We start from the raw sequence: 26,586 nt of genomic DNA, 5'->3' as shown, positions 1-26,586 counted from the left end.
ATATATTCGTCTGAATTTTTCAACTATGCAACTTAATCAATACCTGATCGAAACCTTTTTATTTAACGATGCTTCAAATAAAATGGTATTAAAAAAAATCGCTGAAATGCCACAACCGGAACCTTGCATCAAACTGTTCAGTCACTTGATTAATTGTCAGTATAAATGGATGGACCGCATTAATATCTACCCCCAAATATCAGCACTCGACTGGTGGAATCCGGTATATGCATTAGATAATCTTGAAGCAGAATGGAATAAAAGTTTAGCACCCTGGATTACCTTACTCGAAACCACCAGCGAATCCAAATTAATGGAAAATGTGTTGTGGATTGGCATCGGCAACAAACCCTATACAGCGCCGTTAAAAGACCTCGCTTTACAATTAAATTATCACAGCATTCACCATCGTGCACAAATGCAAATGTATATTCGCGAGCAGGGATTAACCCCTGATTTTGTAGATTATATTGGCACTATTTACAAACCCGTGTAATTACATTTTTACGATAGGGTAATTAATATAATTATTACCGGAATGTATTTTTAGTAAATATGTACCTGCAGCAATACCATCTAAATTAATTACAACACGATTATCGGTTTGCGTGAGCGGTAATTGAAGTGCTTTACCTTCAAGCGTAAATATCTCAATTAAATCTATAGTAGCATTTGTATTTAAACTAACACTAACAGTATGTTCGGCAGGACTAGGGTAAACCTGCAATCCTAACATAGAAATATCATTTACGTTTACATTTATCTGGAACATTTCACTGTTTGTCCCGATACAACCGTAATTTTTATTAACAGTAAGCGAAACAAGAAAATCACCCGCGCCACTAAACGTATGATTAGGTGCAAATTCTTCTGATGTAATGCCATCTCCAAAATTCCATAAATATGTTGCTCCGGTTGTTACGGGTGTAAATTGATACGTTAATGCACCCAGACTATTAATATCAAAAGAAGCATCAGGTGCCGGAACAAAATCTGCTGCCATTTGAATATCTATCCAATTTAATCTGTCGTGCACAAAGGTGCGCAATTCTTCAACAAAATACGTTGGGTCCGTAACATAAAGTTCAGGCCATTTTTCAAAGTTTCTTAATGCAGCTTCACCAATATAATTTGCAACGGAATCTATAAATACATCAAATGCTTCATCAGTTAAAACTGTTGATCGCAAATTTGTATAGCGACAATAAACGGCATCGCGCCACTCTTCATCTTCTCTGAATTTACTCCACCAAAATGGAAAAGGCCAGGCCGGATGTGTATTTTCCCAAACCCATCCCGAAACATCCCAAGGTGCATATCCCCTGTCGTAATCCCATGCCGGTCCGATATTTATTTCACCATTTTTATCCTTATATAAAAACGTACTTCTGCCATAACTATCATAATTCGAGCTGAATTCATTTACCAGCATAAAATCGATAAATGATTTCACAGCGATATAATTCCGGTATCCAGTAGCAGTATCTAAAAAATCCGGACCATTTAATGCATCTTCAAAACTATCAACATAAGCAATAATATAATCCAATTGTTCAGGTTGAATTTCTTCAATACGGGGATACACCATTTTATATGCAACAGGCAATCCACATGAAGCATAATTAATTGGCAAATAATCACTTTCCCAATCGTTGGGTGTGCCGTTTTCATTTATTTCAAAAATGTATCCACCGGTTAATTCTTCGCCACTGATATCTTCCGGATTTAATTGCGCAATATTTACACGGTTGTCATCTCTTTTTATTTTTTCGGTTAATGAATATACACCCATATATTCACCATTCACCATCAACTCACAATATTTAGTTCGAGGTGCATAGCGCCCCATTCTTCTTGCCATTTCGTAAGTAAGTGCATTTTTCATTAACGATAAATCAAGATATTCTGCTTTTAAAATAAAATCATTTTCTGAAGGTAAATCTAAAAGCACAGTATCATATTCAATCAGATCATCATTAACGATATCGAAGTCATAATTTTTTTTCGGATAATAAGGGCCGGTAAACCCTTGCAATTCAACTAATATTTTTCCTTGAAAAGTGTAGTTGGTATCATTCACCATATTTATTGCACCAATGCCACCATCAATAATATAAAAATCAGCTTGCGTTTTGGGTTCATTCAATATAGCACCATCCGCATTAATTTTTAGGATAGGTAAATTTGAACTCGAAAATGCAAATGGTGTCGCAGGTTCATTGCCAAAAGTTAATGTCCAGTCGATTAATGTGCCTACATCAGCAAATGCATAGGTATCATAAATATATAATTTCCAGATGCCATTTGGGTTCTGACCATTGTTTACCACACCCATATCACCAATTGGTTTCCAAACACCTGAATACGGAGCAGAACCGGCTGTTATAAATTCATCAGCATAATCGTTCAGACAAGTATTTTCGAAATTTACTTCACCCCAACCAACACCGCTCACTAAAATAAATGCACTGCCATCAGGAGCAATTAATTTTACATCGAGGTCACTATCCCAGGTGTGATCAATATTAAAACAAACAGACTCCAAACCAAAATCAGCATCAATTACATCGGGTAAACCTGTTACTGACATTTCAAATGTAATATCCGTTCCATCATCGGGAATTCCCGTATTTTCTAACTGGTAAAAACTTTGTGAAAAAGATGTTGTAGTGGCAAATGCCAATAGCATAAGTAGCGTGTGTCGCATAATTAAAAAAATATTAGACCAAAGGTAAAATAATTGTTAACGCTAAATTAAGTGAGATAACAGGAAACAAAAAACCCTGTTCGAAATTCGAACAGGGTTTTAATTATTTTGACTATAAAATTACCAACGGTTGAAATTTTTCTTGCCATAACCACCGCCATCGCGATCGTTATTGCGGCCACCACCGCTGCCACCTTTGTTGAAGCCACCGCCTCCACCGCCACCGCGGTTGAAGTTGTTGCGAGGACGTTCCTCACGAGGTCTGGCAACTGAAACACCGATTACTTTACCGTCAACTTCAGCTTCGTTTAATGCATCAATAGCCTTTTGGCCATCTTCGTCATTCATTTCAACGAAACCAAATCCACGGCTACGGCCTGTAAATTTGTCCATAATAATTTTAGCTGAAGATACCTCACCGTACTCTTCAAACAACTGCCTTAAATCGGCGTCATTGAGTTTGAAACTCAATCCTGAAACGTAAATGTTCATTTTTTTCTAATTTGTTAATAATAAAAGATAGGAGTTGCAAATGAATAAGTCCATAAAAACGGCGAGTAAAAAAACTGCAGCAATGAACAAACTAACGAAACTCTATATCAAAGATACAAAAATATCTGATACACAATTTTTTAGGCAACTATTTTTCACATTCGTGACTTATCGACAAAACATAATTTGAAATTACGTCCAATTCTTTGGCGGTGTTATCGCCCGAAAAGCCCTGAATATGGGCATATTGAACCATTTTGGCATACTGTGTCAGCAGCGTATCGGAAATAGGAAAATAGCTCCAATGCCACTTTTCTTCGTTGTATCCGGAGTGCCGCGACATCCCTTTATTGTCGTAAGTCTGGCAAAATCCATAGGTTCCGGCATGGTTTACCAGCCATTCATACACTTTGGCGCCCGTTGCGGTTGCAAAATAGGAATCGGACGTACTGTTCAAATCAACCTCCGTACCCCAGTGGTGGCGGCTTGTACCGGGCATAGCACTGTATTGCATTATGTATTTGGATAAACTGGTGTCAGCAGGGAATTGTGCCTTATTTTTTTTCCATTTATCCTCCCAAATCCACTTTTGCTCTTCAAAGGTTCTCGCAGCAGAGATAATTTTGAGGGAAACACCATCTTTTTTTGCTGCCTGATACATTTTAAAGTATGCATCATAAACATCATCCAGCAAATACATTTTTGTTCGATAAGCCATATGCGCCGGAATTTCTGTAAATAAACTATCGTTGTAATAATCGTGTTTGCCAACTAAATATTCCGGTGTAAGTATTTTTTCGGCAGTTTTATTTATAGTCTTGTCATCATTATTCATTACAAATAATGTCGAAACCTGAAAACAAAATATTACCCAATTCAACATAACTAACCGATGCTTGAAGCAACGAAAATAAGCATATTTTATTGTTTTAAAGTGATTGCAGAAAAAGTATTAACTGAGCACGTTCAGTTGCTGAAAGTTTGATGAATTTATTTTTTGAAGTTGCGGCTTCACCATCGTGCCATAATATTGCTTCTTCTAAATTTCTTGCGCGACCATCATGCAAATAAAAAGTATGTTTATTTACAGTTTGAAATAAACCAATTCCCCATAGTGGTGGTGTGCGCCATTCACTTCCTGTTGCTAAAAAATCGGGACGATTATCAGCAAGACCAGTGCCCATATCATGCAATAATAAATCTGTATATGGCCGAATGGTTTGATTACTTAATACACTGAATTTTGGATGTGTACCGGTTACCATTTTATCGATATGGCAGGCATTACAATTTAAAACGGTAAATAATTTTTTTCCGGCGAGCACATCTTCATCATCTACATTTCTGCGTGCAGGAACAGCAAGCGTAGCAGAATATAAATGCATTTTCTCCAAATCGTCGTTTGCAATTTCAGGGTCGCCACCACCGGGCATTTTTTTAGCAGCGGTATGTTGTTTTAATAAATGCTGGTCATTAAAATAGGGTGATGTAATTCCCATATCACCATTTAATGCACCTGAAATTTGTTGAAGAATTGTAGGCTCATTTGCTTTCCATCCAAAACGACCAATTTGTTTATTTTGAATTATTTCATTCCACACATAATTCGGGCGACCACTTATGCCATCATTATTTTTATCCTGCTCATCTGCAAATGCTAATATGGTTGATTCATCAATTGCTTCCAACAAACCTAATCCAATCATTTGTGGTGCAACACGCGGTGATATTTGTATTGCAGTGCTCATTGGTCCGTAATTGAGTTGATCGAAAGTAATTACCGGTTCGCGCAAGGTATACGGCGTACCGTCAGCATATTTCCCACTTATTTCTTTCCAGTTTAAATTAAAAATACCTTCTGCCGTTAATCCATCAATAGCATGATCCTGAAATTGTTTACCATAATTTTCATCTCCTACCGGCTCACCATGAGGACCTGTTCCCGGAACACTCAAGCGCAAAATAAATCCTTCCGATAACTGACCAATAGTTGCAGGTGGTTGTCCTCTCCCATCTTTAAAATGACAACCGGAACATGATTTAGCATTAAAGAACGGACCTAATCCATCACGCGCTGTTGTGCTGGATGGCGCTTGTACCCAATTCTGATTAAAAAAGGAATTACCTACAAAAAATAATAATTCATCACTCGATGATAATTGTGGGATTGGCAACGCAAATGCATTTACCGTTTGATCAAAAACGGTTGTTGCTCCACCTGATAATGCCTCGTTTGGTTCTGCAGTTAAAGCTGAAGCAGCATTTTTAAATTCATATTTATTACAGGCAACAATACTGATGCCCACTAACAACATCGCTGCAAGTATGGTAGAAAATTTAGTTTTATTTTTTATTTTGAATACCATTAATCGCTGCTGTTTACATTAATCACTAATCCAAGTGTTGTTGCAATTTCTGCCATTTGTTCTCCAACTTGTTGAACCGAAAGTATTGCGCGCATCACCTGAGCACGTTTATCTTCCTCAACAATAGCAATATCAAACGGCTGGTAAATATTCTGAATTTCGCTATTGCATTTTTTTAACAGATCATTGGTAGTAATATATAATTTTTCATCTGTTATTTTAAGCAGATCATCCAATGCCGGAACCTGTAAATTTGTTTTATCGAAACGTACATAGGTGCCATAAAATATATTTATTATGCCACCCAAATTATTCATTAAATCTGCTTTGGTATTATCACTGAAACAACTTTGTTCATCTTCCTGACTGGCATTATCATAAGCTGTAAACATTCGTTCACCGGCCATTTCCACTTTGCTTAAAACACCCATGCCTGTAATAATTTTTTGCAATGCATTTTTGGGTTCCAGTTTCAAAAAATAAGCAGCATAATTATTTTGAACACCGGTTTCCATGCATCAACAAGTTGGGTTAAATGTTCAATTAATAATTCAGTTGTTAATTGCAAATAGATTCTTCTTCTGTCGGTATAAGCAGAGCCGGCAATAAAATCGGTAAACGGACGTTTGCCCGGACTGTCTGCATGAACATCTTGCCCCCATAACATAAATTCAATGGCATGATAACCGCAGCTGATATTTTCTTCACCACCTTTTTCATTTAAACCAACCAGTAAATCGCGGGTAATGGAAGGATAATTTTCAATATCATTAATGATACCTGCTGCTGCATTACCTTCAACATAATCCACATAAATTTCATCTAAAGGCCAGGCATTCAATAAGCCTTCAACACCGGTAGTTCCATTATCGATTGGTCCGTCGTAAAAGCGAAAAACTTCCGTTTGGCCATAATACATTCTTGCTGTAATCCATGCCTTTTGCGCACCTAAAAGAGTTTGTTCAGAAGGGTTGTCCAATAAGTAAGATACCTGACGCTTCAGTTTTTGAGCAGAAAGTAATGCATCGTTGTATGTTGCATATGCTATATCCGTGTAACCCTTTACCACAGAGACTTCGAGCGAATTGGTATCAGATTTGGAGGGTGAACAGGAAAAAAACATGAAAATGGCAGTCAAACCGGCTAAAACCGGTAAAAAAAGTAAATACCCACCACGAAGTCGAAGCATTAGTTTATAATAATTCTAAATAAGCTGCAAAAGTACGGGTTTGCAATGGTATTTGGATATACCTTTTTGTAGGTATTCCTTGCCTAAATTATTGATTAACAAACGGGTTAAGCGGTTAATTAGTCGCGCGGTGGAGCTCCGGGAATTAAAGGTTCGCCATATTTCGTTTTGAGCAAGTCGTCATAATCATCACAGTAATTACCCACACGGTTAATGGTGGAGCTGATTTCAGTGAAATCGAGGCCATCAACTTCGCGGATTGATTTTATATAAGCATAGCCTTTGTGAATGTTAAAGGAAACACCAAAAAGGATATCATTAATTTCGAGTAATTCGCGGTAAAAATTCAACTGGTTTTCAGCAGGAACAGGTATTACAGGAGCCATTACTTGAAAATAGGCACGTTCCTGAACATCAACATACCATACGTCGATCCACACCTCTGCACTGCCTTTAAACATCTTCCACATACCGGCTTTGTCGCCACGACAGGCAACCGGGTTAATACCAAACGATGAAATCACGTCTTCCACCAACTCATAATACAGTGTTAAATCCTGCATAACATTTATTATTTCCCTTTTCTGAAAAACCAGTTCTGAATGGTGGTGATATCTTTAAATTCGGTAGGCACATTTTTTATATTAATATAAAACTTGCGGATATAGGTCCAAGATTCAACCTTGCGCGGCACATCAATTACAAACACACCTTTTTCTAAAGGTATATCGTTGCAAATACAATACTGACAACCGCTATTATTTTGAGGGTCGTAACCGTTATAAATTAATGTCATTTTGCGCAACTCCAACAAGCGCGGATTTACCGTATCTGTTTTTCTGTAAATTTCAATTTTATAACTATATCCCAGCGGTTCATTTTGACGAAGAATCCAGCAACTGTCCTTAACAGAATATTCCAATTGCGTAAAAACATAATCCATATCGTGTTTAGAAGTATCCGTTAAAAATACTTCCCCGATTTTGGCTTCAATTTTATCAGCAGTTAAATCTTTACCGGATACATCAACTATTGTAAACCGAAATTCGCTGTAGGCGATACTGTCCTGTGCCAGAAGCAGTGTGGGGATAAAAAATAAAAATAGAATAACGTAGCGCATGTTGTTACTTGAAATTGAGCAACTCGGCCGTGTTGCCGGCTATTTCTAAACCTGCATTGCGGCCTGTATCGTTAAAAATAACCTTATTTTCTTTTTTGCTGAAAAGTGTGATGTGAATAAGTGCGCGCATACTTTCTTTAACGCGACCTTCCATTAAGCCCAATACCGGACTTGCCAGTTCAGCACCTGCTGCTTTTTGCGCAATTACAGTTAGCAGATAGTTTGCATCTTCTAATACAATATCAATTGTTTCACCTTCGGTTTTAATGGATTTTAATTTGGCTCCTGTATAAGTGGCAAACCGAATTAATTTATCTTTAATCAGGAAGGCGCAAATAAATCCAACAAATGCACCACTCAACCAGGGAATTTTTGCCACAGATAATTTGAATGAAACCGGCTGCTCTGCAAAATGATTACTCTGCATCCAAATCCATGATGAAGGAAAACTTCTCCCCCAGTCTTTTTCAATATAGGCACGGCCATTTACAAAATCAACTTCTTTTTTATTGATAATTAATTTACCGGTAACAGCACAATTCATACTCACTACCTGATGATAACATTCCATAAACGGCACCCAAGAATACCATCCCATAATACCCGGTGCAACCATTTTTTTAGGCCAGTAAAAATGTTCGTCAAAATGTAATAAACCTTTTATGTTTGGTGTATCCAATTTTATTCGGTTTAATGAAAAAGAATTTTCTTTAATTTTTACTTTAAATCTTTTTTCATTTGCCCTGAAATCGGTGGCATCAAATTTATGGTATGTTGCAGTAACATTTACACCATCTAATATCTGAATAAAACTTTGTTTATTCCCTTTTTCATCCATGGCAATACCGGGAATAATTGCCAATGCATATTGTTCGCTTTTATCTACAATTTTAAAATACCAGCCCTCGAAAAATTTTCGTCGCTTAAACCAACCATGATACATTTCATGGTGGAATTTTGCGCGGAAGTTTGCTGATAATTTTGTCATGCGAGGAGGTGGTAATTTTGGTTAGTTACATACCATTAAAGCGTATAAAAACAAAACACGTTATTCAAGTGCCTTGCTATTTTCAGCAAAGCCATGAATAACGTGTATTGAGCAATTTTTTTATTATTTATTGTTTTATTAATTGTGTGGCAAATACACCATTATTAGTAGTGATTTTGATACTGTATAAACCGGCAGGCACTGCAGCAATATCAAACTGTGCAGTACCATTTAATTTAATAATTTGTCCAAGTTGGTTTATTAATTCAACGCGTTCAATTATCACATTACCATTAATTGTAAATGCGCCCATTGTTGGATTAGGATAGACAGAAATTCCTGCTACTGCTGCATCTTGAATTGATTCAACAGGAACTAAATTAATATCATCTGCATAACGTGGAAATAACTGATATCCTGAGGTATACGGCATATCGGTATCAAATTGCGAACCGATACCTGTAATTTCTATAAAATATATACCCCCTAAGAGCGGAGCCGGCATAGTAGATAATTCGTTATTATCATCAATTCTGATTACATAGGTATTTACACCATCAGTTAAATCAACATTAAATGATGAACCATCACCTAACCATTGTGTGATATCTACATAATCCAATGCAGCTGTGATATGCACTAAATCAGATTCTGTTGCTTCACTTAATGTTGCGGTATTTACAGGTGTTTTTAAAGTATTACCACCATCTATAAAAATAACGGTATCGGGTTCAACTTCAATTAATCCGTTAAACTGTGAAATTTTACCTAACACGTTTATTTCATCACCTTCAGTTACATCATAACCAAACATATTATCAAAACTAAATACGTTAATACCACCGGTATTATCAATTAATGTAAATTGTAATCCGCCATCCCAAGTATTAATACCATAAACTACACCGGTTAAGTCAACCATTTCATCTAAACTATTGGCAACACCATCCACATTTTCACCATTTATTTCAGCAATATCATATTCAGTATACGCTGGCGGAGGTGTGTCGTCATTATCGGTAATTAATACTGTTAATGTACTTGGTAAACCAACAGCACAAGTTCCGGCAACATAAGTTAAATCTAAAATTAAAGTTTCATCGGCTTCATCAATAGCATCATCAGTAACTGGAATATTAAATAAATAATCAGTAGGGTCGCCGGGAGAAAAAATTAATCCGAATTCAGTAAAAGGCGCATCCAATGCATCTGCAGTTGAAGCGGCATTAATTGAAATATTTAATTCACAATCGGTATCACCGGTTAATGAAATATTTCCAACTGCCATTCCGACAGATTCATCAACAATTAACGCGCCCGGATCGAATGTCGCAATAACAAGTGGTTCACCTTCAATTGCCGTGATTGAAATATCATCTAATGCAAATTCATCACGATTACCTGCACCACCTACATCGTTACCGGTCCAGCGTAAATACATTTGAGTACCATCGCCAAAGGTTAATCCGGTAATATTAGTACTTTTTAAAGTGATATAAGGTGTAAAATCGAATGCCTCTGGTGAGGTGTAATCTAAATCGGTTATATCGGTATAGGTTACGTTATCATAGGATACGGAAAAGTTAAAACTGTTAGACCTTGCCTGGTCGTTTAACACATAAATGGTATAAGCAATTGCCAGTTCAGAAACTTCAACACCGGTATTGTTTTCAATTTTGAGGATAAAACTGCCCGGCGTAAAATCGTCAGCAACCGGTTGAACCATTAAACCCTGGTTTCCGGCTATATCAACACCATAAACACCTCCTGTAGTTACCAAACCCATTGTAACTCCGCGGGCAAAATCGCCGGTAATTGCGGTTGCGCCGAAGTCAACATCGCCCTCACTAAAACCGATGGCACTCCACTCATCGGAATTCAGGGTTCCACCGCCCCCTCCGGGCTGAAAACCTGCACCGGCAAACCCGGTAAAGTCAATTTGCACCGGAACGCCGGTTGTTGGTATCGAAAGTTGCGCCTTGCCAATTACTGAAAACAACATTGCGCCAAATACGAAGTAAAATTTTTTCATGTCTGTTTTTTTGCTTTATCTGTATTAAGTAGCTTCAAATTTAACAACAATTTGCAATAGCAGGTTGTTAATTTTACGTTACTTCACCCAATCTCCACAGCGAATTCCCACAAATAAAATTTGGTTTATTCATCAATATATAGATATTTGAGCTGTAAAAACAAAACGACCCAAAAAGCATGATAAAAAATAAGGTAAAACCGGCGGCAGGCTATATGCTCCTGAGTGAACCCTTTATGCCGGATCCAAATTTTAAACGCACTGTAATTATGCTGTGTGAACATCTGGAAGATGGCGGTTCCGTTGGCTTTATTTTAAATAAATCGCTGAACATCAAGGTATGTGATGCGTTGGTAGATTTTGATGCAGTAAAAAACGATTTGTATTACGGCGGACCTGTTGCTAAAGACACCCTCCATTATTTGCATAGTTATGGTGATATCATTGAGGACAGTCTGCTCATTTCAGAAGGTATTTATTGGGGCGGAAATTTTGAACAAATGGGTGAACTGCTAAAAGATGGCACCCTGGATCCGAAAAAAATCAAATTTTTTCTTGGCTATAGCGGTTGGAGCCCCGGACAACTGGATGAAGAATTAACCGATAATGCATGGATCGTTACACCTTCTAAAAGCAGTTATGTGTTTGATGTGCCGAATAATGAACTTTGGAAAAAAGTATTACTCGATGTAGGTGGTGAATACAAACAAATTATTAACTATCCCGAAGACCCAAGTCTCAATTAAATTTTATTGCACTGCAAATATTTCCCGGTCGCCAATTGCATATACAATGGTTGATTTATCAGGTCTAATCGTTTTTGCACCTGTAAATCTACCGAAGGCAGGTAAAATCACTTCATTTAATCCAAACAAAAAACAAGGCAAACGCAAACTTTGTTTTGCATTTCCCTGTAAGCGAATTGCAGGATGTAAATGTCCGTAAAAATTAATTTTTTGCTCGGGCATTATAGACAGTTTATCATGCGAGAAAATGAGATTATCAATTACTAAATATTCAGGAACACATTCTATGGCAGCAAAGGTATACCAGGCATCAGGCAAAATATCATGATTGCCCACGATCAGTTGCAGGTTTAACTGAGGATGTAATTTCCGCCATTGAATAAATGCATTTAATCCCTCATTTATTTCACTGTGAAACATATCACCGAGGAAAATAATTTTTTTAGGATTAAATTTTTCAATCAACCCAGATATTTGTATAAGGTCGTGTTGCATAATTCCGGCAGGAATCGCAATTCCATTTTTCCTAAAATGTGTTTCCTTCGAAAAATGTGCATCTGAAATAATCAATATTTCCTGCTCTTTCCAAAATAAACATCTGGAAGCCGACAAAATAAATGTTTGCCCGTACTTACTTATTTCAATTTCATTCTGCATTATCCAATACCATTTTTTTAATACGGTCACTTAATTTTTCAGAAGTTAATTTGTCGCGTAAACTGTCCACAACTATTGGAAATGCAAAAGGAGAAAATTTTTCTGTTTTTTTAATGATTACATCACTTTTCTGAATGCGCAATAACGCAGAACGCATGCGCGCATTTTCCATTTGTCCGTATAAAATTTCACTATATGCCTGCTTCAGCAACAGATTATCAGGCTCATACATACGCATTACATCAAAAATTAATTGTGATGATGACTGCAAATGCCTTGCCCGCTTCAGTTCTCCGGGATAACCCTGAAATACTAATCCCGCAATTACGGCTATATCTCTGAATTTCCGCCGCGCCATTTCTGTTGCATTTACTGAATTAAATAAATCGGTTTCCATATTGGTGGTATGCAATAATTGTTTAATGCGTTGTTCGTCTATTTCAATTTCCTGATTACATAATAATTCAAAACCATAATCATTCATTGCAACAGAAATACTTACAGGTTTTAATAAACTCAATCGAAACGCAACCAACCCGGCCATTACTTCATGCACTACCCTGCCTTCAAACGGGAATATAAAAATATGGTGACCTTCTTTACTCTCACTTATTTCTACCAGCAATTCATTTATTTTCGGAATAACCGAACGTTGTTGCTGTAATAATAGCAATGGCTGCAGCATATCGAATTCAATATTGTCCATCCCTTTTGTTGCTGCAATATTTAATTGTTTGCGCATTAATTCTGCCATATATCCAGATAGTGGCATACGACCTCCCTGGTAAGATGCCGTCCCTGCTTTTTGCTCTTTTGCTTTCCGAACAAATGCTGTCATATCTTTTAACATAACAAATTCAAGGCATAATCCTGCAAACCAAAATATATCTCCCGGTTTTAATGAAGCAATATAATATTCTTCAATTGTGCCTAATGTTCCCCCTTTTAAATAGGCAATACGCACAACCGGATCACTAACTATTGTACCAATTTGCAAACGATGTTTAGTCGCAGCTTTCTTGTTCATGATGCGATACCTGCCTTCAACCTTTCCTACCTTACAAAATTCATCGTATGCTTGAAAAGTATTACCACCTTGCGAAATATTTTTAATTAACCAACTCCATTCTTCCGGCGTAATTAATGCGAAACAAAACGTATTTTTAATTTCATGATAAATTTCTTCTGCAACAAAACCTTCACCAATTGAAAGTGTAACCATATATTGCATTAAAACATCGAAACACATAACAAGTGGCTCGCGTTTTTCTACCATGTTTGAATTTACTGCCTCTTTAATCGCACTTATTTCCACTAACTCCAAAGCATGTGTTGGAATAAAATAAATTTTTGAAACTGCTCCGGGCTGATGTCCGCTTCTGCCGGCTCTTTGCGTAAACCTTGCAACACCTTTAGGAGAACCAATCTGAATAACAGTATCCACCGGACGAAAATCGACACCTAAGTCTAAACTGGAAGTACAAATTACTGCTTTCAAGGTTCCGGCATGCAAATTTTCTTCCACCCAGTCACGAACTTCTCCCGATAAACTTCCATGATGCATAGCAAGCAATCCTGCTAAATTTTCATCGTAATTTAAAATATGATGATACCATATTTCAGCCATTGCACGTGTATTGGTAAATACCAATGTAGTTTGTGCTGCATGAATGATATTCACTATTTCCGGCAACAATTTTAATCCGATATGCCCCGACCATGGCAATACATCAATGGTTGGTGGTAATACCGTATGTATTTCCATTTCTTTTTTTGCTGCGGAACGAATAATTATCGATTTATCGGAATTGCTATCTTGCCCCAATAAAACCTCCATCGATTCTACGAGATTCCCAATTGTTGCACTGATGCCCCAGATGCACAACGAATCATTATTTAATTTACGAATTGCCTTTAACCGCGATAAAGCTAGTTCAACCTGAACACCACGTTTGCTGCCTAATAATTCGTGCCATTCATCAACAACAACACATTGTAAACCGGAAAATAAATCGGAATAATTATTTCCACACAATAAAACATGTAGACTTTCAGGTGTAATAATTAAACAATCAGGCATTTTTAATTTTTGTGCCTGTTTTACTTTTTGAGAAACATCTCCCGTGCGTAGTTCCACCTTCCAACCGGTATCTAATATATCACATGCTTCCTGTAATGCTTTACAAATATCTTTTGCCAATGCGCGCAAAGGTGTAACCCACAAAACTTTTAATCCGGGTTTATCTATGCCTTTGTGTAAGCCCGACATAAATCCGGCCAATACCGGTATCCACATGGCATAGGTTTTTCCGCTTCCGGTTGGTGCATTTAAAATACCCTGATACCCTTCAAAATACGCTTGTGCCAAATCCTGTTGAAACGGATAAACTTTCCAGTTTTTTCCGGCATACCAGGCCTGTATAATATCATTATATTGTTGCACCATTTGAGTAGGGCGCGTAAATTACAACATAATTTTAAAAGCGAATATTCAACTGCTCACCGATAGCTTTAAATTTAAGTAACCAGGTTTTATACTCCTGTTCACCGAGCGTTTTCATAAATTGCTCATTCCCAATAAAATCTTTGCCTATACGGTAATATTTATTCTGAATTTTCCACAGTCGAAATTTTAATTTTAACTCATTTAATTTTATTAAAATACGGCTCAGATTATCCAAATGCTGCATATCATCAACCTTAAATGAAAGATATTCCACCAAATCATATAAACGGGCAGACACTACAAAGGCAATATTTTCTGCATCTAACTCCACCTTCCATTTTAAGGCTTCATCAACCAATTGTTCCAGCTTCAGAATATTCGGTTTAGTTTCACTAAACACCTTTTTTAAATCAGCATTAATAACTGCTGCAGTATTCCGCAATAATAATTCAGGAATTTTTTTCTTTTGCTGTTGCAGCATATTCACCAGCGTAAACGTTTTTTCATACACTTCGCGATAATTATCTTCTGCAATGGAAATATCTTTTTGTAAAATTCGGTTGAGTAATTGTTCTTTAGCATCACCAAATAAATCATCAAATGAAAATGATTTATCGCCAAAAACGGTTCTGATTAATAGTATAACTTCATTTAAATTACTTTTTCTAAAAGCATCGCGCAATTTTAAATAAAGTTCTTCAACCTGCTCCCCATCCAGCGTTTCAGCGTAGCCGCCAATTACATGGTGCTGACCGAGATATAATGCAGCATATTGAAATTCCTGACTGGCATAAGTAAACGTAGAATTAATATACATATTACCAACAGCAAGCACTTGCTCACCCGCCATCATTTTTTCGGAGAAGTCGTTTTTAATAGTATAATTAAATACGGCACATTCTTCAGGCACATCTTCAAACAAACTTAAAACAGCATGATGAACACCAACTTTAGTAAGCGTTAATCGTTGTGGGCGAATTTCTTTTTCATATAAACCACGTGCTGTTTCGTACTGTGTAATATTGCTAGGCGCCTGTTCTAGTAACAACAAAAATTCCTGATATAATTTACTCGATGATTCATGTTCTGCAATTTGAATTACACGATCGGCATATTGCAAAATTTGTTTCGTTTCAATGCGACTCACCTCATCAAAAAACCAACCACAACTGGTAAACATGAGCATACTATGGCGCTGCATTTCGAGCAGACGAACCATTTTTATTTTTTGTATTTCGCTGACACTGCTTTTAAAATTTTTGGCAAAAAAACGCGTAATATTTTCTTCACTTCTATCAAGAACAATAGAAATATAATCGTTGCGTAAATCCCATGGCGAAGTGGTTAGTGCGCGTAATTCCGCTTCAAAAACCTGATCCGCTTTATCTTTCAGCCAGTTTAAAGCTGCACGCAATGGCGCTCTCCAGCGTTGATGAAAACCCGGATTTCCGCCATCAGTACATCCACAATTACTTCTCCAACGTTCAACACCATGCACACAACTCCAACTGCTGTTTTCATGAATTTGAATTTCATGTTGCACCGGAAATTTGGATAAATACTCGCCGTAATTGGTAACTTGAACATTTTTATTTTTGGCGAGATAATCCATACAACTCGCAAGTGCCATATCACCACGATAATGGTGATGTCCGTACGATTCACCATCTGTTGCAATATTAATAAGCTGTGGCGCATCCGTATCTTTTGCGGCTGCAATTAACCGCTCCGAAAATAATTTTCCTGAATTTAATAATCCGTTAAAAGCAACTTCCCGCGAAATAACACCATTATAAAAAAACAAAACAATCGAATTTCCTGATGGTAATTTGCATAAATAGGGAACCGAAGTATCTAACTGATTTTCATTAACAGGTAACCATTGTTCATCACCAATTTTTTTAAAGGCCTTTGCCTGACGTGGTGCCAAAATGGTAAATTTAATCTGATGTTGCGCCAGTAGTTCAAGCGTTGGTGTATCCACCGCAGTTTCTGCTAGCCACATCCCTTCAGGTTCACGTTGAAATCGTTTTTTAAAATCAGCAATTCCCCAAATAATTTGCGTATCCCTGTCGCGCGCCGAAGCCAGCGGCATAATAATATGATTATAAACCTGAGCCAGTGCATTGCCGTGCCCGCTGCGGCGTTGCTGACTTATTTTGTCGGCCATCAGCACAGCCTCGTATGCATCCTTATCGTACTGTTCCATCCAGCTCAAAAGGGTTGGCCCAAAGTTGAAACTGATATTGGCATAATTATTTACAATGTCAATAATTTTACTTTCCTCGTTCAAAATGCGACTGGCACCGTTAGGCCCGTAACATTCTGCGGAAATTCTGGCATTCCAGTTATGATAAGGAAATGCCGATTCCTGGCGCTCAATTACCTCTAACCAGGCATTTTCACGAGGTGGCTGATAAAAATGCCCGTGTATACAAACAAAACTTTTCACACGACAAAAATAGATGTTCCTGCGACAATTTGATAAATGATTCATATCACTTCAACAGGATGTGAACAGTTTGGGAGTGTTTGCCTGTTGTGAGCGTTTATTTAAACTTGGGAAATAAGCTCATCTAACCCCAAAAAAAATCACCCATCCAAAACGGACGGGTGATTAAACTCATTATGAAACCAATCTAAACTTACAACTTAACAATGCTTTTGGAAATTGTTTTTCCTGATGCATTAATTTTAACGATATATGAACCCGGAACCAGCGGACTTACATCCACAGTTACCGAAGCATTTGCATCTACCATTTGTGCAAATCCGATACCCATATTATTTCCGAAAATATCAAAAATACTTACCTGAGCAACAGATGCTTCTTTAAGATGGAATTTAACGGTTAACAAATCATGAACAGGATTAGGAAATACATCTACATTTAATTTTCCTGCAGCATTTAAAATACCACCTGCAATTTTTAATTCCGGATTTGTTGTTGCGGCAATATTACGCACCGCAAGCCCATTTCCAATTGCACCTAAATCTGTTGTAGAACCTGTAGCTAAATCAAGCGCATACAAATGATCAAATAATGAAACACCGGTATTTGAAGTTAAATAGGCCACATTCATTCCACCAACATATAATATATCCATATCGGTAGTCGGGTCAGTTAAATTTTGCATAATACCACTGCTGCCAATTGTAATTAAAGTGCCATCATTTGGCGGATTCTGATTTGTAATTACATTTAATGCTTGATCATAATTATACAATGCTGTTGTTAATGTGCCGGCAAAACTATTGGTATAAGCTGCAGTACCAACCATCGGATCTGCACCAAAGTTTACATCAGCAGCACCATAATTTAAATTCAAATCTGTGAAAAATAATGTGCCATCTGTATTTAAACGATAATTGGCATTATTTGCACCAACCACACGAATTTTATCTACAACCGGATTAAAATCAACACCTACGTTATTACCACCTAATGTCAAAATTGTTGGTGTAACATTAACTGCAGTAGCAGCACCAGTTGCAACGTTAATTGTATATAATTGTGATTCACTTGTTGCTGCGTTATAACCTAATGCATATAATGCTCCTGTTGCAGGACGAAAATCCATTCCAACAATTACCTGATTTAATGTAATTCCGGTAACAGGAACTGCCTTGCGAATTACTGATGGATTATTGCTATCGAATGATAATAAAAAGTTATTTGTATTTAATGCATACATCAAATTACCTGTTAATTCAGGATAACTTCTGTCAATAAAACAAGCAATATCATCAATATACAAACCGCCGCCAATGCTAACAGCCATCAGCGTTCCGGTGCCAGTTGTTAAATCAACTGAAATTAAACGATCCGGTTCAAAATTTGAATTTACGGTTAAATATGTTTTGTTTGTTTGACTCGCAACATCATAAAAAATATCCATATCAGCAGAAGACAAAGATTTACTTACTGCACCACCTAAACTACCAATAGTATTTAATGTTCCGTTATTTGGCGGATCTTGTTTCGCAACAATTTTTAATTGTGCATCAATATCATATAAAATGGTTGAAGTTGAACCTACATAACTATTGGTATAAGCTCCCGTTGCAACATATGGATTTGCACCCGCATTAATATCTGCAACAGCATAATTAATATTTAAATCGGTAAATGCAATACCACCGGTAATCGGATTTAAACGATAATTATAATCACGATTACTCATAACACGAATTCTGTCAACCGTAGGATTAAAATCGAATGTAACATCCAAACGATCAGCACCAACAGGACCTAATACTAATGCAATCGGCGTAACATTTACCGGTGTTGCAACAGCTGTCATTAAATTAATCGTATAAATTTGAGCAGTTTGTAAATTGCGGTCATATCCTAATGCATACAACATACCATTTAAGGGACGAAAATCCATTCCCTCAATTGTTTGTCCCGCTGTTATACCGGTAATTGTTCCGGCAAAATTTGTTGTCGCCGGACTGGCAGCATCAAATGAATATAAACCACCACTGCTCAAGGCATAAATAGTTTGCGCTTCAGCCTGAAACGTAAGGCCCGCAGCCATTGCAAGCGACAATAAGCCCGCTTTAGTTTTTTTTGATCGCATGGAATCAAGTAAATTTTTAATTTGCATAGTTTGGCATTTAATTGTTAAACAAAAATTAGTTCAATGTAAATCAGGTTTCACCCCTTGCTTGTTTACAGTTTGTTTTATTGTTTAATCGGGTTTTGCCATACATACGAAACTTTTTTGCGCCTGGTTTTTTGAAGCATCAACTTTTTTTTTCGCCGGCAAAATCGCTGCCGGCTTTACGCTGCAACAAATCTGAAAGTCAATTTATACTCTGAACCGGCTGTTTAATCAGCACATTAGCACATCGTCACATTAGCACATTAGTTTGTTTGTTTCCGCTGCAATCCGGGCTAGAATTTTCTGCATCGTTCCAATCAACAAAAATTGGTGTGTCGTAACAATAGGGTTTTGTCCATTTTGTTTCACCCCTACGGGGTTTGGCGAATCGTATAATTTTAAATTCTAAAAATATGTAACCCCTAAAGGGGTTTTTAATTTGGGGCAGATATGGGGTTTTGTGGTAATATTTTCATTTAAATTCTATAATGTAATTAAATGATTAATAATACAATTTACCACAAAACCCAATGGCGAATCAAAAACGAATACCCCTTTAGGTTTACCTGCCACAAAAGGCAGGGGTTATAGATTTTAAAAATGTACAATATAGATTAAATGAAAATATTTTCACAAAACCTCATATCGAATCAAAAACAAATACCCCTTTAGGGGTAACATATTTTTAGACCGTGATTAAACGATTAATAAACTAATTAACCACCAAACCCCACACCGAATCAAAAACAAATACCCCTTTAGGTTTCCCCCCCCCCAGGGGGTTTAGACCGTGATTAAACGATTAAACTATTAACCACCAACCCCACCAAAACCAACCCCTAGGTCCTCAGGGTAACATATTTTTAGACCGTGATTAAACGATTAATAAACTAATTAACCACCAAACCCCACACCGAATCAAAAACAAATACCCCTTTAGGTTTACCTGCCGCCTAAGGCAGGGGTAACATATTTTTAGAATGAAATTAAACGAATAATAAATTAATTTACCACAAAACAATAAATCCAAACGAAACAAATACCCCTTTAGGTTTACCTGCCGCCTAAGGCAGGGGTAACATATTTTTAGACCGTGATTAAACGATTAATAAACTAATTAACCACCAAACCCCACACCGAATCAAAACAAATACCCCTTTAGGTTTACCTGCCGCCTAAGGCAGGGGTAACATATTTTTAGAATGAAATTAAACGAATCATAAAATAATTTACCACAAAACATATAGATTACCCAATCCTATAATACAGACATAAAAAAAAGACCGCCATTTCGGCGGTCTTTTATAATAATGTTCTAAAAAATTATTTTACAAATTTGCAACTAACTCGATTATCACCGTAGGTTAACGTTGCAAGATACATACCTGCATTTGTTGTGTTGCCGGATGCATCAGTTCCGTTCCAATTAAATTTATGGAAACCATTATTTAATTCACTTTCAACAATGGTTGTAATGTACTGACCTGCATAATTGTAAATATCTACTTTAGCTGTTGATGCATTAGCCAACTCAAAACTAACCGTATAATTATTTGTTGAGGTGGTAACTACACTTAATTCTTCTTCAAAAAATAAATCACGAAAATAACCGGCATCCAAAATTGGTAAAATGGTAGTTTGTTTTAAACCCGAAATACTTAAATCAGATCTTGCCGGACCGGTTGGTGTTGTGGGTGCGGTTTTAAAGGGACATAAGGTTTTGTAAAAAATGGTTGATGCCACACCAACATCTGTTACAGCTCCAAAACAATACGATGTCCAGTCGAAATTAATGATACCCGCATCATGTGAAGTGGAATAATAAGTAAAATAATCAGTAGTAAAACCGCAGTCATCCGGAAATGGATTTGTAAAGGTTAAACTCCAAACATCCGCAGCTTTATCATAATACCCGGTAACCGCCCAGTCGTAACCTGTTAACACGTCGGCTGTACCGTTGAGTTCATAATAACCCGGACCGGTTCGTGTTGCGGAAACTTCGGCGATGTACCCGAACTCATCAATAAAACAAAATGCGGAAATGCCTGCCTGTAAATTAAAAGTGATTAAAAGGGAAAACGTAAGCATGGTTAATTTAGATGTACGTTTCATAATTGTTGTCGTTGTTCGGGATAAATTTACATTACTTTTCAATATTACTGGTACATACAGGTAAGAATTTAACCCAAAAAAGTGAAATTTACACTTAATAAACCACCCGCATTTTAATAGTATGTTTTACATTCCGCAGAGCCTCAATGGTTTGAGTCTGTAAATTTTTGCTGACATCTATCACCGCATACCCGATTTTATTATTCGTATTCAGATATTGCCCCACAATGTTTACATCTCCCGCACTTAACACAGCATTTATTTCCGACAAAACACCCGGAGTGTTAAAATGAATATGCAAAATCCGATGCGCATCCGGATGTTGCGGCAAATGCAGCGCCGGAACACTATGTGAACCACTACTCACACCCATTTCCAGATACTGAATCAATTTTGCTGTAACATCCTCACTAATATTTATTTGAGCCTCTTCGGTAGATCCGCCAATATGTGGCGTTAATAAAACATTTGGTAAATTTTGTAAGCCTGAACTAAATCCCGGTCCGGTTTTTTCCGGTTCCTCAGGAAAAACATCAATTGCTGCCCCACCAATATGCCCTGTTGTAATTAATTGTTGTAATGCATCCAAATCAATCACATTACCACGTGCACAATTAATTAACACACTGCCCTTTTTTATCATTTGTAATGCAGCCGCATTTAATAACTGAATGGTAGAAGGTGCCTCCGGAACATGCAACGAAACTACATCCGACTGCTGTAATAAATCTGTTAACTGATGCACTTGTCGCGCATTGCCCATCGGTAATTTATTTATTACATCAGTATAAATCACCTTCATCCCGAGCGCTTCCGCAAGCACACTCACCTGCATACCAATATTTCCGTAACCAATTATGCCTAATGTTTTCCCCCGTAGTTCAAAACAATTTTTTGCATCTTTCATCCAGATGCCTGTGTGCAAAGCAGCATTTTTTTCAGGCACTCTACGCAATAACATAATCGCTTCAGCAATCACCAGTTCCGCAACTGAACGTGTATTCGGATATGGTGAATTAAATACAACAATGCCTTTCTCCGTCGCTTCCTGAACATCTACCTGATTAATTCCAATACAATAACAACCTACTGCAAGTAATTTATTTGCATGTGCCATTACGTTAGCAGTAATCTGTGTTTTTGAACGAATGCCTAATAAATGTACATCTTTAATGGCTGCAATCAATTGGTCTTCATCTAATGCTCCTGATAACTTAGTTACCTGAGCATAGCCGGCATCAACAAATCCCTGAACTGCTTTATCAGCAATATTTTCTAATAATAAAATCTGAATTTTTTCTTTTGGAAAAGATGTTATTGCCGACATGTAAATATTTGTACAAAGATAAGGATTAGCAGCTAGGAATTCGAAAAAAATATCTTAACGATAAACCGAAAAATGGGCACTCAAATATACTTATTGTATCTTTTACAATAAGTTTCATTTACTTAAAATATAATAAGAAATTTTATTCTATAACCACAAACCTTCCCTGTTTAATTCACCTGTTGTAAGGTCTTTTACATTAAACAAATAAATACCTTGCGTTATGGTTTGTTTGCTTTCACTCAAAATATCCCAGGCATGTTCACCGCCCGAAAATACACGTGTTGAAGCGTCTCCGCCATAAGTTTCATACCAGGCAATATCGCTGCCGTTGTAGGTTTCATTATTATGATTGAGTGTTGCAACCACATCACCGCCTAAAGTAAAAATGGTAATTTCACAGGAAGCCGGTAAATTGTAAAAAATAATTTTGCGTGTAGTAGAAGTTGAACCATCCCAGGCAGCATTTAATCGGTATGGATTTGGATAAACACCAACTGCAACATTGGCATCCACAGCAGCAACAGTTCCCGGAAAAACACGAACAGCATTTTCAATAAATGATGATTCCAAACTTTCAATATTCAGGTTTTCATCACCACGATCAAACGCAGTTAAAATTACCATGTATTGCCAACCATTTAATACTTGATCCAAAGTATATTTATAATAAAATGTATCCGCATCAATTATTTCAGGAGTGGTTAATTGCACCGCTTGTAAACCATTATTAAATCCAATTGCATTTCCGGCTAAATCCCATTGTGCAATCATATTTGCATCACCAATTAAATTTAAATTAAAATCATCGCCCGGTTGTGTGCGGTATAAACGATAACCTTCAAAATCAATTTCTTTCGAAATTGGGTCAACAGAAAATTCTGCTTTATTATCCCAATAAATATCAATTGTTTGATCACCGGCAACCACTTTTATTTTTGGAGTAGCAGGCGGTTCAGGTAATATATAGCGGTCTAAAATTGCATCATCATCTAAATCTTCACCAATATCCAAAACACCATTTTCATTTTGGTCCTCACCTAAATAAGTACGTTTTGCCCAGCTTAAATGGTCCAGCAAAATTGCCTGTGCTTCGGGTGTATCCATTTCCGCGCCGGTTGTGCCACCATTTTCTATTTGTTTTGCACAAACTGCAGCAAAAACTAAATGAATAGATTCGCCGGGTTCAATTGCAGCAATCGGACCTGCAGAAATTAAATTTGTTAATCCGCCTGTGGTGGATGGGTCATGCAAAAAATCAACAACACCCGGGTCAACATAATTCAAACCGTCTTTTAATTTATCATATCGTTCCACATCATTTGCCGGAGCGTTGTATGGTGGTGTTGCAGTAGAATTAAATATCCAATAATTACTATTTACATCGGCAGCAGGTAAACCGGCCGCAATTAAATTTGCATTATTATTCGGGTGAATAAATTGATCGCGCCATTCAATACCTAAAAATTGAAACGCACCATATGAGTTTGTAAATCCCGGATCACCATCAACATCAAATGCATAATTAGTAAACATGGTATCTAAATAACCATATCCGCCATGACTAAAAAATGCAGAACCAAAATCGGTTGAAACATTTACATTTCTAACAACTAGGTCGCTCCACAACCCGCACCACACGCTATCCCACGTTGAAGCAGAATTATTGGTGATGGTATAATTCAGCAACACAAAATAATCGGCAAACGAATAATTCCATGCATAAGTTTCCAAATGTACATCAGCAAATAATGGCGCCGTATGTTCTGAAATTGCGATGGTAGTTCCCGGAACAATTACATTTTTATCTGATGCATCAATCAGCATATCTGCATGCGAAATGGCATCGAAATTAAAATAATCGCTCGAAGTTAATGTACTGCGTTGCTGAATGGTATTGCCAATTTCCGCACTAAATTCAAAACCCGTTTGTCCGGTAGTATATCCGCTCGCAGCATCTTTTGCCGATGTAGAAACTTTATATTGCCCATCCACAATTGCACCCAGCCATAATCCGCCCTCAAACAAATGTTCAATTCCCGAATTCAGCGGATATTCCATCGAAGGCTCACCCGAAGGCGAATTCCGCACATCCGGGCGACCAATAGTGAGTGCATTGGTAACATACATTCCCATATTGCCCACATCAACCACCTTATGGTCGAACGAAGCCTGCGCATTGGTTTTCACCGCCATGCAGCAAATAAAAATGGTAAATAAAAATAACCCGGTTTCACGGCCTAAAACTACTAAAATTCCACCATAACCGCATACAGGTAAATTCGATTAAATTTTTTAATAATTGGAGCATCAACATCCGCGTGCAATATATTTCATTAATTCTACACATTACATTATAAAAATATGTTACCCCTAAAGGGGTATTCGGGAATTGTAAAAATTGTTGTTTTTGTGCTATTTATTTCATTTAATCTACAAATTACATGCTAAAAATATGGAACCCCTAAAGGGGTTTTGGTAATGGCTATATTTGTTGTGTTGTGCATTTAATTTCAATTATTCTACATTGTACATGCTAAAAATATGAAACCCCTAAAGGGGTTTTGGTAATGGCTATATTTGTTGTGTTGTGCATTTAATTTCAATTATTCTACATTGTACATGCTAAAAATATGAAACCCCTAAAGGGGTATTTGGTAATTGCCATAATTGTTGTTTTGTGATTTTTATTTCATTTATTCTAAATTGTACATGCTAAAAATATGTTACCCCTAAAGGGGTTTTAATAATTGCTATAATTGTTGTTGTGTGCATTTAATTTCAATTACCCTACATTGTACTAAAAATATGTAACCCCTAAAGGGGTATTTGGTAATTGCCATAATTTTTGTTTTGTGATTTTTATTTCATTTATTCTAAATTGTACATGCTAAAAATATGTAACCCCTAAAGGGGTTTTGGTAATTGCCATAATTGTTGTTTTGTGATTTTTATTTCATTTATTCTACATTGTACATGCTAAAAATATGGAACCCCTAAAGGGGTTTTGGTAATTGCCATAATTGTTGTTTTGTGATTTTTATTTCATTTATTCTACATTGTACATGCTAAAAATATGGAACCCCTAAAGGGGTTTTGGTTATTGCCATAATTGTTATTTTGTGCATTTAATTTCAATTATTCTACATTGTACATGCTAAAAATATGGAACCCCTAAGGGGTTTTGGTAATGGCTATATTTGTTGTGTTGCGCATTTAATTTCAATTTTTTAATAATCCAAATTGTTCATAAACGATTTAATGAACATATTGTCGCAAAACCAAATATTCACTAAAAACAAATACACCGTTTGGTTTACCTGCCGCCTAAGGCAGGGGTAACATATTTTTAGAATGTATATTATAATTTAAATGAACATTTTATCACAAAATAAAATGTTCACTAAAAACAAATACCCCTTTAGGGGTAACATATTTTTAGAATGTACATTATAGATTGAATAAACATATTGGCACAAAACAACATGTTTACTAAAAATTAATACCCCTTTAGGGGTTACATATTTTTAGAATGTATATTATAGATTAAATGTACATTTTTTGACAAAACAACATATGCACCAAAAAATTAATACCCCTTTAGGGGTAACATATTTTTAGAATGTACATTATAGATTAAATGTACATTTTTTGACAAAACAACATATGCACCAAAAAATAAATACCCCTTTAGGGGTTACATATTTTTAGAATGTACATTATAATAGATTTAATGAACATATTATCACAATACAACATATTAACTGTAAACCAATACCCCTTTAGGGGTTACATAT

Annotated in this window: 19 protein-coding genes; 2 read left to right on the top strand and 17 right to left on the bottom strand. The window is 36.6% G+C overall.

Annotated elements, in window-relative coordinates; translation table 11 throughout:
* The first annotated feature begins 25 nt into the window (after nucleotides 1-25).
* Nucleotides 26-496 carry a DinB family protein gene (locus IPI65_13410; protein ID MBK7442511.1) on the top strand — a complete coding sequence of 157 codons (471 nt, stop codon included), beginning with the start codon at nucleotides 26-28 and terminating at the stop codon, nucleotides 494-496.
* On the opposite strand, the gene IPI65_13405 is transcribed toward IPI65_13410, so the two are convergent.
* The 10 genes from IPI65_13405 to IPI65_13360 form a co-directional block, all read right to left on the bottom strand.
* Nucleotides 497-2,707, bottom strand: coding sequence for a CotH kinase family protein (locus tag IPI65_13405; GenBank protein ID MBK7442510.1), 2,211 nt, complete (start codon nucleotides 2,705-2,707; stop codon nucleotides 497-499).
* 120 nt (nucleotides 2,708-2,827) lie between these two features.
* The gene (locus IPI65_13400) at nucleotides 2,828-3,199 is read right to left on the bottom strand and encodes an RNA-binding protein (GenBank protein ID MBK7442509.1); all 372 of its coding nucleotides are present in this window, start codon (nucleotides 3,197-3,199) and stop codon (nucleotides 2,828-2,830) included.
* Between the two features lie 148 nt (nucleotides 3,200-3,347).
* Nucleotides 3,348-4,082 carry a M15 family metallopeptidase gene (locus tag IPI65_13395; GenBank protein ID MBK7442508.1) on the bottom strand — a complete coding sequence of 245 codons (735 nt, stop codon included), beginning with the start codon at nucleotides 4,080-4,082 and terminating at the stop codon, nucleotides 3,348-3,350.
* 46 nt (nucleotides 4,083-4,128) lie between these two features.
* Nucleotides 4,129-5,565: a thiol oxidoreductase gene (locus IPI65_13390; GenBank protein MBK7442507.1), complete on the bottom strand. Its 1,437-nt coding sequence runs from the start codon at nucleotides 5,563-5,565 to the stop codon at nucleotides 4,129-4,131.
* A complete protein-coding gene (locus tag IPI65_13385; protein MBK7442506.1) occupies nucleotides 5,565-6,080 on the bottom strand; it encodes a hypothetical protein in 516 nt (171 codons plus the stop codon). Before IPI65_13385 ends, IPI65_13390 begins: the two co-directional genes overlap by 1 nt.
* Entirely contained in the window at nucleotides 6,038-6,754 is a 717-nt protein-coding gene (locus IPI65_13380) for a hypothetical protein (GenBank protein ID MBK7442505.1), read from the bottom strand. Before IPI65_13380 ends, IPI65_13385 begins: the two co-directional genes overlap by 43 nt.
* 119 nt (nucleotides 6,755-6,873) lie before the next feature.
* A complete protein-coding gene (locus IPI65_13375; protein MBK7442504.1) occupies nucleotides 6,874-7,317 on the bottom strand; it encodes a YbjN domain-containing protein in 444 nt (147 codons plus the stop codon).
* A gap of 8 nt (nucleotides 7,318-7,325) precedes the next feature.
* A complete protein-coding gene (locus IPI65_13370) occupies nucleotides 7,326-7,874 on the bottom strand; it encodes a hypothetical protein (protein ID MBK7442503.1) in 549 nt (182 codons plus the stop codon).
* A 4-nt stretch (nucleotides 7,875-7,878) separates the two neighbouring features.
* Complete coding sequence (locus IPI65_13365) at nucleotides 7,879-8,862, bottom strand: hypothetical protein (protein ID MBK7442502.1); 984 nt, start codon at nucleotides 8,860-8,862, stop codon at nucleotides 7,879-7,881.
* A gap of 127 nt (nucleotides 8,863-8,989) precedes the next feature.
* Nucleotides 8,990-10,894, bottom strand: a complete 1,905-nt coding sequence (locus IPI65_13360; GenBank protein MBK7442501.1) for a T9SS type A sorting domain-containing protein — start codon at nucleotides 10,892-10,894, stop codon at nucleotides 8,990-8,992.
* A gap of 179 nt (nucleotides 10,895-11,073) precedes the next feature.
* Here IPI65_13360 and IPI65_13355 point away from each other — a divergent pair, with 179 nt between their 5' ends.
* Nucleotides 11,074-11,640 carry a YqgE/AlgH family protein gene (locus IPI65_13355; GenBank protein ID MBK7442500.1) on the top strand — a complete coding sequence of 189 codons (567 nt, stop codon included), beginning with the start codon at nucleotides 11,074-11,076 and terminating at the stop codon, nucleotides 11,638-11,640.
* A gap of 3 nt (nucleotides 11,641-11,643) precedes the next feature.
* On the opposite strand, the gene pdeM is transcribed toward IPI65_13355, so the two are convergent.
* The 7 genes from pdeM to IPI65_13320 form a co-directional block, all read right to left on the bottom strand.
* Nucleotides 11,644-12,297 carry a ligase-associated DNA damage response endonuclease PdeM gene (pdeM, locus tag IPI65_13350; protein MBK7442499.1) on the bottom strand — a complete coding sequence of 218 codons (654 nt, stop codon included), beginning with the start codon at nucleotides 12,295-12,297 and terminating at the stop codon, nucleotides 11,644-11,646.
* A complete protein-coding gene (locus tag IPI65_13345; protein ID MBK7442498.1) occupies nucleotides 12,287-14,743 on the bottom strand; it encodes a ligase-associated DNA damage response DEXH box helicase in 2,457 nt (818 codons plus the stop codon). The genes pdeM and IPI65_13345 overlap by 11 nt, the downstream gene beginning before the upstream one ends.
* A gap of 31 nt (nucleotides 14,744-14,774) precedes the next feature.
* Nucleotides 14,775-17,195, bottom strand: a complete 2,421-nt coding sequence (locus IPI65_13340) for a DUF3536 domain-containing protein (protein MBK7442497.1) — start codon at nucleotides 17,193-17,195, stop codon at nucleotides 14,775-14,777.
* A 193-nt stretch (nucleotides 17,196-17,388) separates the two neighbouring features.
* Complete coding sequence (locus tag IPI65_13335; protein ID MBK7442496.1) at nucleotides 17,389-19,353, bottom strand: DUF4394 domain-containing protein; 1,965 nt, start codon at nucleotides 19,351-19,353, stop codon at nucleotides 17,389-17,391.
* A gap of 1,320 nt (nucleotides 19,354-20,673) precedes the next feature.
* Nucleotides 20,674-21,462 (bottom strand): T9SS type A sorting domain-containing protein, encoded by a 789-nt coding sequence (locus tag IPI65_13330; protein MBK7442495.1) that lies wholly within the window; start codon nucleotides 21,460-21,462, stop codon nucleotides 20,674-20,676.
* Nucleotides 21,463-21,556: 94 nt separating this feature from the next.
* Nucleotides 21,557-22,789, bottom strand: coding sequence for a phosphoglycerate dehydrogenase (gene serA, locus IPI65_13325; protein MBK7442494.1), 1,233 nt, complete (start codon nucleotides 22,787-22,789; stop codon nucleotides 21,557-21,559).
* Between the two features lie 147 nt (nucleotides 22,790-22,936).
* Entirely contained in the window at nucleotides 22,937-24,985 is a 2,049-nt protein-coding gene (locus IPI65_13320) for a hypothetical protein (protein ID MBK7442493.1), read from the bottom strand.
* Between the last annotated feature and the right edge of the window lie 1,601 nt (nucleotides 24,986-26,586).

It is taken from the genome of Bacteroidota bacterium, from assembly GCA_016706255.1.
Classification (GTDB): Bacteria; Bacteroidota; Bacteroidia; order Chitinophagales; family BACL12; genus UBA7236.
The sequence above is the reverse complement of the archived record's forward strand: the minus strand, read 5'-3'. Positions and strand labels throughout refer to the sequence as shown.